Raw genomic sequence first — 10827 nt, forward strand, 5'->3', positions numbered from 1 at the left:
CGGCGCGGCCATCGGCGCGCTCGCGGGCGGGCTCGGCGGCGCCGCTATCGGCGCCGCCACCACGCCGCAGCAGCCGCCGCCCTACCAGGGGGGCTATGGCGGCCAGGGCTATGGCCAGGCCTATCCGCAGCCCCAGCCCCAGCCGGGCTACGCGCCCGCTCCGGTCGGCGGCACGGCGTATTACCCGCCGCCGGGGCCTGGCTATGTCGGCGCGCCCTATTACCAGCAGCCCGCCCCGCCGCCGCCGCAGGCCTACCAGCAGCCGCCCGGTTCCTACTGGCAGCCGCAGCCCTACTACCCGCAGCCCGAGCCGCGCGGCTACTACGGCTACTGAGGCGCGGGGGTCAGCCCCCCGCCTCCAGGATCGCCGCGAGGCGCGGCAGGGACGGCACCGCCCCGGCCTGGCGGCAGGCCAGCGCCCCGGCGACCACGCCGCGGCGCAGCGCCTCCCCTTCCTCCCGCCCCTCCGCCAGGGCCGCGGCGAAGGCGCCGATGAAGGCGTCGCCGGCGCCGGTGCTGTCCACCACCTCCACCTTCGGGGCCGGGGCGTGCCGGACGGCGCCGTCCCGCCCGGCCCAGACCGCCCCCTGCGCGCCGGCTGTCAGCACCACGCCACGCGCGAAGCGGGGCGCCAGGGCACGTGCCAACTCGCCCGGCGCGTCGTCATGGCCGAGCAGGAGCGCCGCCTCCGTCTCGTTCACCACCAGGAGGTCGGTCGCCTCCAGCAGGGATGGCGGCAACGGCCGCGCCGGGGCGGCATTGAGCAGCGTCGTCGCGCCGGCCTCCCGCGCGGCGCGGAACCCGGCCTCGGTGGCGCCGGGCGGCGTTTCGAGCTGGGCAACGACGATCCCCCCCGCGTGCCCGGCCGCCTCGGCCGCCGCCTCGGCGCCGAGCGCGGCATTGGCGCCGGCGACGATGACGATCTCGTTCTCGCCCCGCGCATCGACGAGGATCAGCGCCTCGCCCGTCGGCAGGATGTCATGCCGCGTCACAGCGGCGGTCCCGATGCCCTCGGTCGCCCACAGCGCCATCGCCGCGTCGCCCGGGGCGTCGCGACCCAGCGCGGCGACGATCGCGACCTCGGCGCCCGCCCGCACGGCGGCGACCGCTTGGTTGCTGCCTTTGCCGCCGTGGAAGCGGTCGATCCCCTCCGCCGCCAGGGTCTCGCCCGGCTGCGGGAAGCGCGGAACGCGCAGCACCGTGTCGCGATTGTAGGAGCCGATGACGAGAACCCGGCCCATATTGCCCTCCGCCCGATCGGCGGACGCTGGGGTCAGGCCGCGCCTGGGGTCAAGGTTTGCGGGGCCTCAAGGCGCGGCAACCGATACCTTGGGAGGATGGGCTTCCAGTCGAACGGGACCCGGCCATGACCGAGATCCTTCAGGTCGTCTGTCCGCATTGCGACGCGCTGAACCGCGTGCCCGCGGTGCGGCTCGCTCATCGCCCGGTCTGCGGCGCGTGCCGCCGCGCATTGTTCGAGGACCGCCCCCTTGTCCTCGACGAGGCGCGGTTCCGGCGCCACCTGCGATCCGACTCCCTGCCCCTGCTGGTGGATTTCTGGGCTTCCTGGTGCGCCCCCTGCCGCGCCATGGCCCCGGAGTTCGAGGCCGCGGCCGCCTCCCTCGGGCCTGCGATCCGCCTGGCGAAGGTCTCGACCGAGGAGGCGCCGGCACTGGCCCAGGAACTGGCAATCCGCAGCATCCCGATGCTGGTGATGTTCCGCGAGGGGCGCGAGGTGGCGCGCCACCCCGGCGCGATGCCGGCGCGGCAGATCGTTGCATGGGCACTCCAACACGCCGGCTGAGGCCGGCCCCGGGTTGCACCGCAGCAAACTCAGCCTAACCTGTGGGGTATTCCGACACACTGCGCCGAGGCCCCCCATGCCTGATACGATCCTGGCTGATCCCACCATGCTCAAGTTCGGGATCGGCCAGCCCGTGCCGCGGCAGGAGGATCCGACCCTGCTGCGCGGCCAGGGGCGCTACACGGACGATCTCTCGGTGCCCGGCCAGGCCTGGTGCGTGATGGTGCGCAGCCCCTACGCGCACGGCATCATCAACCGCATCGGCACCGAGGCAGCGAAGGCCATGCCCGGCGTGCTCGGCGTCTTCACCGCCGCCGACATGGCTGAATACGGGCCGATGCGCAGCACGCTGCCGCTGAAGAACAAGGACGGCAGCCCGCTGATCAATATCGCGCGCGGGCCGCTCGCGGCCGACAAGGTGCGCTTCGTCGGCGACCCGGTCGCCTTCGTGGTGGCCGAGACCAAGGCGCAGGCCAAGGACGCCGCCGAGATGGTCGAGATGGACATCGACGCGCTCGATGCGGTGACGGAGGCCTCCGCCGCCGCGGCACCGGGCGCGCCGCAACTCTACGACCACGTGCCGGGCAACGTCGTGCTCGACTTCCGCTACGGCGACGCGGAGAAGGTCGCGGAAGCCTTCGGCAAGGCCGCGCACGTCACGACCCTGTCGATCCGCAGCAACCGCATCATCGTCTGCTCCATGGAGCCGCGTTCCGCGATCGGCGAGTGGGATGCCGCCGAGGGCCGCTACATCCTGCATGTCGGCAGCCAGGGCGTCTTCGGCCTGCGCAACCAGATGGCCAACGACATCCTGAAGGTGCCGGTCGGGAAGGTCCGCATCCTGACCGGCAATGTCGGCGGGTCCTTCGGCATGAAGGCCAGCGCCTATCCCGAATACACCTGCGTGCTGCACGCGGCGAAGGTGCTCGGCCGGCCGGTGAAGTGGACGGATGAGCGCACCGGTTCCTTCCTTTCCGACTGCCATGGCCGCGACCATGAGACGGAGGCTTCGCTCGCGCTCGATGCCGATGGTCGCTTCCTGGCGGTGAAGATCGTCTCCTTCGGCAACATGGGCGGCTACCTGTCCACCGTCGGCAACCTGATGGGGACGGGCAACTTCTCCAAGAACATCCAGTCGAACTACGCGACGCCGCTGCTGCTGGTGGAGACGAGGAACGTCGTGACCAACACCACGCCAATCTCCGCCTATCGCGGTGCCGGCCGTCCCGAAGGCAACTACTTCATGGAGCGGCTGATCGAGACCGCCGCGCGCGAGATGGGCAAGGACCCGATCGCGCTGCGCAAGCTGAACCACATCAAGGTCGAACAATTCCCCTTCAGCGCACCGTCCGGTTCCGTGTACGATTCCGGCGATTTCTCCGCGGTACTCGACAAGGCGCTGGAAGCCGCGGACTGGGACGGCTTCGCCGCCCGCAAGGCCGAGAGCAAGGCGCGCGGCATGTTGCGCGGGCGCGGCATCGGCAATTTCCTCGAATGCACCGCGCCGCCGACGAAGGAACAGGGCGAACTGGTCTTCGAGCCGAACGGCACCGTCACCATCGTCACCGGCACGCTCGACTACGGCCAGGGCCACTGGACGCCCTTCGCGCAGGTGTTGCACGCCAAACTGGGCGTCCCTTTCGACAGGATCCGTCTGGTGCAGGGTGATTCCGACCGCCTGGTCGCCGGTGGCGGCACGGGTGGTTCCAAGTCCCTGATGGCCTCCGGCGCCGCAATCCTGGCGGCCGCCGACATCGTCATCGACAAGGGCCGCAAGGCCGCCGGCTTCGTCCTGGAAGCCGCCGCCGAGGATATCGAATTCGCCGCCGGCCGCTTCACCATCGCCGGCACCGACCGCGGCATCGGCATCATGGAACTCGCCGCGAAGATCCGCCAGATCGGCCCCCTGCCCCAGGACGTGCCGAACAGCCTCGACAGCCGCACCGTCTTCGACCACGCGCCGATGGCCTATCCCAACGGCTGCCACGTCTGCGAGGTCGAGATCGACCCCGACACCGGCCACGTGAAGATCGACCGCTACACCTCGGTCAACGATTTCGGCGTGATCGTGAACCCGCTGCTGGTCGAAGGGCAGGCCCATGGCGGCATCGTCCAGGGCATCGGCCAGGCGTTGCATGAACGCGTCGCCTATTCCGAGGACGGGCAGCTTCTGACCGGCTCCTACATGGATTACGGCCTGCCGCGCGCGGACGACCTGCCCTCCTTCGCCTTCGAAAGCGCGCCGGATCCCTGCAAGACCAACCCGCTCGGCGCCAAGGGCTGCGGCGAGGCCGGCTGCGCGGGGTCGCTGCCAGCGGTGATGAATGCGATCTCGGACGCGCTGGGCGGGAAGCACATCGATATGCCGGCGACGCCCGAGAAGATCTGGGCGGCGGTCCAGGCGGCGTGACGGGAAACGGGGGGAGAAGGGAACTTCTCCCCCCGTAAACCCCCCTCAACCTTCTTTGGGAGTTTAGGACCGGCTCGTCTCGGCCGCCTTGACCAGCGTGTGGAGGAGGCGGTTCACGGGGGTCGGGACACCAAGCTCCGTACCCTTGCGGACCACGAAGCCATTGAGGTGATCGATCTCGGTCGGCTTGCCACGCCGCAGATCCTGCGCCGTCGAAGAGAACTGCGCCGGCATCATCGCCGCCAGGCCGAGAACGCTGTCCAGCATATCCGCCGGAAGGGTCACGCCCGCGGCCTGCGCCACCGCGCGGCATTCCTCGACGACATCCCGCATCACCGCCTCGACCCCTTCCAGGCGGATCATCCGGCCATAGGGAAGCCGCGTCAGCGCCGACAGCGCATTGTAGGCGCAGTTCACCACCAGCTTGCCCCACAGCGCGCCGATCGCGTTCTCCGACACCTGCGCGGCGATCCCGGCCGCGCCGAACAGCGCAAGGATCTCCTCGTTCCTTCCCGACGGGCCGATGAGAAGATCCCCCCGCCCGTGATGCCTGACATGCCCTGGCCCGACCATCTCCGTCGCGACATAGACCGCCACGGGCACGACAGGCCGGCCCAGCACGACCTCCAGCCGCGCGGCATTGTCGACGCCGTTCTGGAAACTCAGGATCGTCGCATCCGGCCGCAGATGCGGCGCCATCTCCGCGCCGACCTTCTCCGTATCGCCGGACTTCACGCAGAACAGCACCAGTTCCGCATCTGCCAGACCCGCGGCGGAAGTCGCGACGCCCACCGGCACGGAATGCCGTTCACCGCCCATTTCGAGCAGAAGCCCACGCTCCCGGATCGCATCGGCATGCTGGGCGCGCCCGACCAGCGTGACCGAGGCGCCGGAGCGTGCCAGCAGCCCGCCATAGAAGCAGCCGATGGCGCCGGCTCCCATCACGGCAAGCTTCATGCTCCGCTCCTCCTTCGAACCGTGGGCGCCATGGCGGGGGAGGTCGCCCTCCCCCGCCCTTGGCCTCACGCTGCGAGGAAGACGCCGCCTTCCTCGCTCAGGGCGGCGAGATGGTGGTCCATGTCGCCGAACATGTTCTCGATGACGGTCAGCCGCTTGAGGTAGTGGCCGCCGGCATACTCCATCGTCATGGCGATGCCGCCATGCATCTGCACCGTCTGCTGGCCGACGAAGCGAGCGTTGCGGCCGATTTCGATCTTCACGGCACGCATCTGGCGGCGGCGCTCGGCCGCGTCGGGCTCGCTCGCCATCATCGCCGCCAGCATCGCCATGGAGCGCGCCTGCTCGAGGCAGACCATCATCTCCGCCGCGCGATGCTGCAACGACTGGAAGGAACCGATCGGCCGCCCGAACTGCTTGCGCGTCTTCAGGTAATCGACCGTCAGGTCCTTCGCCGCTTCCATGCAGCCGATCGCCTCGGCCGACAGCGCGGCCATGGTCTCGTCCACCACGCGCTCGGCCAGGGCGAGACCGCCCTTCAGCTCCGCCTCCGCGCCCACCTTCACGTTGTCGAAGGTGATGTCGGCCGCGCGCTGCCCGTCCGACGTGCCGAAGCCCCGCCGCGTCACGCCCTGCGCGTTCGCCGGCACCAGGAACACGCCGATGCCGTCGCGGTCACGCCGCGCGCCCGAGATGCGCGCCGTGACGATCAGCTGGTCCGCCGTGTCGCCATGCACGACGACACCCTTGCGGCCGTCGATCGCCCAGCCCGCGCCGTCCTTCTTCGCCGTGGTGGCCACGTCGTTCAGGTCGAAGCGCGACTGCGGTTCGGTATGCGCGAAGGCGAGCAGCAGGTTGCCGGCCGCGATCTCCGGCACCATCGCCGCGCGCTGCTCGGCGGTCGCGCCGTGGCGCAGGAAGCCGCCGCCCATCACCACCGTGGACATGAACGGCTCGAGCGTCAGGGAGCGTCCCATCTGCTCGGCGACGATCATCGTCTCGACGGCGCCGTAGCCGAGGCCGCCATCCTCCTCGGCGAAAGGCATGCCGAGCAGGCCGAGTTCCGCATAGGCGGCCCACACGTCACGCGACCAGCCGGTCTCGGACTTCATGTAGCCCTTGCGCTGCTCGAAGCCGTACTTGTCCTTCAGCAGCTTCGACAGGCTGTCCTGCAGAAGCCGCTGGTCTTCGGAAAGATCGAAATCCATGTCGTTTCAGAGCCCCAGGAACGCTTTGGCCATGATGTTCTTCTGGATCTCGGTGGATCCGCCGTAGATGCTCTGCTTGCGCCAGTTGAAGTAGGTCGCCTGCGCGAGCGTCTGCCAGTCCTGCGCCACCTCGGGCTCGTTCCAGCGATCCGCCTCCGGGTCCGCCGACACCAGCCCATACGGCCCCGCCGCCATGACATAGAGTTCCGAGATCGCCTGCTGCAATTCCGTCCCGCGGATCTTCAGCACCGAGGATGCCGGGTTCGGCTTGCGCTGGCTGAGCGCACGGTTCTCGTCCGCGAGCACCCGCAGCGTCGTCATCTCCAGCGCCTTGAGCTGCACCTCGACATCTGTGAGGCGCGAGCGGAAACGCGGATCTTCCATCACCGGCCGCGCACCACCCGGCGCTTCCTTCGCGATCAGCTTCAGCCGGCGGATGCGTTCCTTGGAAGCGCCGACGCGCGCCTGCCCCGTGCGCTCGTTCGAGAGCAGGAACTTCGCGCAATCCCAGCCGCGGTTCTCGGTGCCGATCAGGTTCGCCACCGGCACCTTCACGTCGTCGAAGAAGACCTCGTTCACCTCATGCGCGCCGTCGACGGTGATGATCGGCCGCACGGTGATGCCCGGCGTCTTCATGTCGGCGATGAGGAAGGAGATGCCCTCCTGCTGCTTCGCCGCACCCGGATCGGTGCGCACCAGCAGGAAGATCCAGTCCGCGTGCTGCGCCAGCGTCGTCCAGGTCTTCTGGCCGTTGACGATGTAGTGATCGCCCTCGCGCACCGCGCGCGTCTTCAGCGAGGCGAGGTCCGACCCTGCCCCCGGCTCCGAAAACCCCTGGCAGAACCAAAGGTCGAGGTTCGCGATCTTCGGCAGGAAGTGCTTCTTCTGCTCCTCCGTGCCGAAGGCGACCATCACGGGCCCGAGCATGTTGCAGTTGAAACCCAGTGGCGTGGGCGCCGGCGTGGACTGGATTTCCTCGGACAGGATGAAGCGCTTGATCGCGCTCCAGGGCTGGCCACCCCATTCGACGGGCCAGTGCGGCACCGCCCAGCCCTTGGCATAGAGACGCTTCTGCCAATCGACCTGCATCGCCTTGGTCGGCGTGCGGCCGGAGGCCATGCGCTCGCGCGTCTCGGCCGGCAGGTTGGCGTCGATCCATTCGCGCACCTCCTGGCGGAAGGCGCGTTCCTCTTCGGTGAAGCGGAGTTCCATCGTCGTTGCTCCAGTGGGATTCCGTCAGGCGGCCTTGGCGCCCATGCCGGCGAAGGTCCCGCCCTCCGCGGCCAGCTTCTCGATCAGCGCGGCGGGCTTCAGGTTGGCGTCGCCCGTCGCCTCGGCATACTTCGCCAGCTTGTCGCGCACCGTCTTCAGACCCTGCGTGTCGGCCCAGAACATCGGCCCACCGCGGAAGGCCGGCCAGCCGAAGCCGTTGCAGAACACCACGTCGATATCGATGGGACGATAGGCGACGCCTTCCTCGAGAATGCGCGCCCCCTCGTTCACCATCGGCAGCAGCAGGCGGTCCAGGATCTCTTCGTCCGAGATCTTCCGCCGCCGCACCTGCATCTTTTCCGCCACGTCGAGGATGATGCGCTCCACCTCCGGGTCCGGCAGGCGGTTGCGCTTCTCGTCGTACATGTACCAGCCCTTGCCGGTCTTCTGCCCGAAGCGCCCCAGCGCCACCACGGCATCCGCCACCGGCGCCACCGTCCCGCGCGCCTTGCGCACCGCGGCCCCGATGTCGAGGCCCGCGAGGTCGCCCGTCGCGAGCGGCCCCATCGCCATGCCGTAGCCTTCCATCACCTTGTCGATGTCCTGCGGCAGGCAACCTTCCAGCAGCAGCTTCTCGACCTGCGGCGTGCGCTTGCCGGTCATGCGGTTGCCGACGAAGCCGTCGCAGTTGCCAACGAGCACCGGCAGCTTGCCGATCCGCTTGCCGAACTCGGTGGCGGTCGCGATCGTCGTCCAGGACGACTTCGCGCCACGCACGTTCTCCAGCAGGCGCATGACGTTCGCCGGCGAGAAGAAGTGCATCCCCACCACCAGCTCCGGCCGCTTCGTGGCCGAGGCGATCTCGTCGATCGACAGCGTCGAGGTGTTGGACGCCAGCACCACCCCCGGCCGCGCTGCCTTGTCGAGCCGCGCGAAGACCTGCTTCTTCACGTCCATGTTCTCGAAGACCGCCTCGATCACGAGGTCGCCCTTCGCGACCGTGCCCTCGAAATCCGTGCTGCCGGTCAGCAGCGCGCGGCGCTTCTCGTATTCCGCCTGGGACAGACGCCCACTGGAAACCGTCCGCTCCCAGTTCGCATGGCAGCGCGCGAGGCCCTTCTGCAGCGCCTCATCCGTCATTTCCACAATGGTCACGGGCACGCCGTTGTTCGCCGCGCTCATGGCGATGCCGCCGCCCATGGTGCCGCCACCGATCACCACCAGCCGCTCGACCGGCAGCGACTTCGCCTCGGCCGGCATGCCGGGAATGCGCAGCACCTCGCGCTCGCCGAAGAAGATGTGGCGCAGCGCCTTGGACTGCTCGCCGGAAACGAGCGACTGGAACAGTTCCCGTTCCTTCTTCAACCCCTCCTCGAAGGGCAGGGTGAAGGAAGCGCGCGCGGCTTCCGCGCAGCCCTTCGGGCTTTCCTGTCCGCGCGTCCGCTTCAGAAGCCCCGCCACCACCGCGTCAAAGGCTGCCGGATCCTGCCCGCTGATCCTGTCCGTGCGGTTGCGTGCGAGCGTGAAGGTCTTGCCGATATTCGCCTTCGCCCAGGCGACCGCGCCGGCTTCCAGATCGCCATCGATGATCGCATCGACGAAGCCGAGCCTGTTCGCCTCACTCGCCTTGATCGGATCGCCGCTGACGATGATCTTCGCCGCCGCCTCCGGCCCGATCATGCGCGGCAGGCGCTGCGTGCCGCCCGCGCCGGGCACGAAGCCGCGCTTCACTTCCGGCAGCCCGACCTGCGCATCCGCGACCGCCACGCGCGCATGGCAGGCGAGCGCCAGCTCAAGCCCGCCACCCAGCGCCGATCCATGAATTGCCGCGACGACGATGCCGGGATAGCCCTCGATCGCATCGAACACATCGGTGAGCGAGGGCGGCTGCCGCGGCTTGCCGAACTCGGTCATCTCGGCCCCGGCGCAGAACATCCGGCCCGTGCCGATCAGCACCACCGCCTTCGCACCGGCCGCCTTCGCCGCGTTCACGCCCGCGAGAAGCCCTGCGCGGAGCTCATTCCGCAGCGTATTCACCGGCGGGTTGTTCAGCCGCAGGACATGCACATCGCCCTGGGCCACGTGTTGGACGAAATCGGACACGGGCATCACTCCCTAAAGCAAGCCAGGGCCTGCCGGCCCTTCTTGGCCCGGAGTTTCCGGCAGAACCGGCCCGGCGGCAAGCCGCCCCACCCCCTGTTGCCGAACCGCGCCGCGCATGCTGCTTTCGCGGCATCGCAAGACTTCGGGAGCGCAACGCCATGTCCCTTTTCGACCTCACCGGCAAGGTCGCCGTCGTCACCGGCGGCAGCCGCGGCATCGGCCGCGCCATCTGCGAACGCCTCGCCGAGCACGGCGCCAAGGTCGTCGTCTCCTCCCGCAAGGTGGACGCCTGCCAGGAGGTCGTGGACGCCATCAAGGCCAAGGGCGGCACCGCCATGGCGGTAGCCTGCAACATCGGCCGCAAGAATGAATGCCAGGCGCTGGTCGATGCCGCCATCGCCACCTGGGGCCAGGTGGACATCATGGTCTGCAACGCCGCGATCAACCCGCATTTCGGCCCGGCCACGACCATGCCGGACGAGATCTTCGACAAAATCATGGCCTCCAACATCAAGTCGAACCTCTGGCTCGCGCACATGACCGCGCCGGGCATGGCGGAACGCGGCGGCGGCTCGGTCATCATCGTCTCGTCCATCGGCGGCTTCCGCGGCTCGCCCGTGCTCGGCGCCTACGCGATCTCCAAGGCTGCCGACATGCAGCTGGTGCGCAACCTCGCCGTCGAATGGGGGCCGAAGAACGTGCGCGCCAACGCCATCGCGCCGGGCCTGGTCCGCACCGACTTCGCCCGCGCGCTGTGGGAGGACCCGGGCATCTACAAGAAGCGCACCAAGGACACGCCGCTGAAGCGCATCGGCGAACCGGACGAGATCGCCGGCGCGGCGGTGTTCCTCGCCTCCCCCGCCGGCTCCTTCATGACCGGTCAGACAATCGTGATCGACGGTGGCGTGCTCGCCGGCCCGCCCTCGCGCTCCGACGACGAGGAGTGATCAGCGGAACCCGGGCGGCTTGCCGCTCGGGTCCCAGCCGGGCGCCGGCGCGCCGCGATTGATCGGCGGCTTCACGCTGATCCCCGGCCCTTCGCGCGGCGGTGCCGGCTGGCGCGGCGGCGTGACGGGCGGACGCGGCGACTGCGCCGCCTGGGAGGGGCGCGACGAGGCCGGCGGCTCCGGGTC

The 10827-nt window shown here is 69.4% G+C and carries 8 protein-coding genes and 1 pseudogene; 4 read left to right on the plus strand and 5 right to left on the minus strand.

Going from position 1 to position 10827, the window contains the following annotated elements:
* Positions 1-334: pseudogene (locus GXW76_RS23545) on the plus strand (hypothetical protein); the annotation flags it as partial.
* A 10-nt stretch (positions 335-344) separates the two neighbouring features.
* On the opposite strand, the gene GXW76_RS23550 reads toward GXW76_RS23545, so the two are convergent.
* The gene (locus GXW76_RS23550) at positions 345-1241 is read right to left on the minus strand and encodes a ribokinase (RefSeq protein ID WP_211864586.1); all 897 of its coding nucleotides are present in this window, start codon (positions 1239-1241) and stop codon (positions 345-347) included.
* A 125-nt stretch (positions 1242-1366) separates the two neighbouring features.
* On the opposite strand from GXW76_RS23550, the gene trxC reads away from it, so the two are divergent.
* Both trxC and GXW76_RS23560 read left to right on the plus strand, forming a co-directional pair.
* Positions 1367-1804 carry a thioredoxin TrxC gene (gene trxC, locus GXW76_RS23555; RefSeq protein ID WP_211864587.1) on the plus strand — a complete coding sequence of 146 codons (438 nt, stop codon included), beginning with the start codon at positions 1367-1369 and terminating at the stop codon, positions 1802-1804.
* Between the two features lie 76 nt (positions 1805-1880).
* On the plus strand, positions 1881-4214 hold the full coding sequence (locus tag GXW76_RS23560; protein WP_211864588.1) for a xanthine dehydrogenase family protein molybdopterin-binding subunit: 2334 nt from the start codon (positions 1881-1883) through the stop codon (positions 4212-4214).
* Positions 4215-4277: 63 nt separating this feature from the next.
* On the opposite strand, the gene GXW76_RS23565 is transcribed toward GXW76_RS23560, so the two are convergent.
* The 4 genes from GXW76_RS23565 to GXW76_RS23580 form a co-directional block, all read right to left on the minus strand.
* On the minus strand, positions 4278-5171 hold the full coding sequence (locus GXW76_RS23565; RefSeq protein ID WP_211864589.1) for a ketopantoate reductase family protein: 894 nt from the start codon (positions 5169-5171) through the stop codon (positions 4278-4280).
* Between the two features lie 65 nt (positions 5172-5236).
* Positions 5237-6379 (minus strand): acyl-CoA dehydrogenase family protein, encoded by a 1143-nt coding sequence (locus tag GXW76_RS23570; RefSeq protein WP_211864590.1) that lies wholly within the window; start codon positions 6377-6379, stop codon positions 5237-5239.
* A 6-nt stretch (positions 6380-6385) separates the two neighbouring features.
* Complete coding sequence (locus tag GXW76_RS23575; protein ID WP_211864591.1) at positions 6386-7591, minus strand: acyl-CoA dehydrogenase family protein; 1206 nt, start codon at positions 7589-7591, stop codon at positions 6386-6388.
* A gap of 24 nt (positions 7592-7615) precedes the next feature.
* Positions 7616-9700 carry a 3-hydroxyacyl-CoA dehydrogenase NAD-binding domain-containing protein gene (locus tag GXW76_RS23580; protein WP_211864592.1) on the minus strand — a complete coding sequence of 695 codons (2085 nt, stop codon included), beginning with the start codon at positions 9698-9700 and terminating at the stop codon, positions 7616-7618.
* Between the two features lie 152 nt (positions 9701-9852).
* Here GXW76_RS23580 and GXW76_RS23585 point away from each other — a divergent pair, with 152 nt between their 5' ends.
* Positions 9853-10641, plus strand: a complete 789-nt coding sequence (locus GXW76_RS23585) for an SDR family NAD(P)-dependent oxidoreductase (protein WP_211864593.1) — start codon at positions 9853-9855, stop codon at positions 10639-10641.
* The last annotated feature ends 186 nt before the right edge of the window (positions 10642-10827 follow it).

The organism is Neoroseomonas soli (genome assembly GCF_018129065.1).
In the GTDB taxonomy this organism is placed as follows: Bacteria; Pseudomonadota; Alphaproteobacteria; order Acetobacterales; family Acetobacteraceae; genus Neoroseomonas; species Neoroseomonas soli.

Bases quoted from the DNA above. Each gene is read 5' to 3' on its own strand.
- GXW76_RS23550 (WP_211864586.1), bottom strand. From the start codon at position 1,241: ATGGGCCGGGTTCTCGTCATCGGCTCCTACAATCGCGACACGGTGCTG.
- trxC (WP_211864587.1), top strand. From the start codon at position 1,367: ATGACCGAGATCCTTCAGGTCGTCTGTCCGCATTGCGACGCGCTGAAC.
- GXW76_RS23560 (WP_211864588.1), top strand. From the start codon at position 1,881: ATGCCTGATACGATCCTGGCTGATCCCACCATGCTCAAGTTCGGGATC.
- GXW76_RS23565 (WP_211864589.1), bottom strand. From the start codon at position 5,171: ATGAAGCTTGCCGTGATGGGAGCCGGCGCCATCGGCTGCTTCTATGGC.
- GXW76_RS23570 (WP_211864590.1), bottom strand. From the start codon at position 6,379: ATGGATTTCGATCTTTCCGAAGACCAGCGGCTTCTGCAGGACAGCCTG.
- GXW76_RS23575 (WP_211864591.1), bottom strand. From the start codon at position 7,591: ATGGAACTCCGCTTCACCGAAGAGGAACGCGCCTTCCGCCAGGAGGTG.
- GXW76_RS23580 (WP_211864592.1), bottom strand. From the start codon at position 9,700: ATGCCCGTGTCCGATTTCGTCCAACACGTGGCCCAGGGCGATGTGCAT.
- GXW76_RS23585 (WP_211864593.1), top strand. From the start codon at position 9,853: ATGTCCCTTTTCGACCTCACCGGCAAGGTCGCCGTCGTCACCGGCGGC.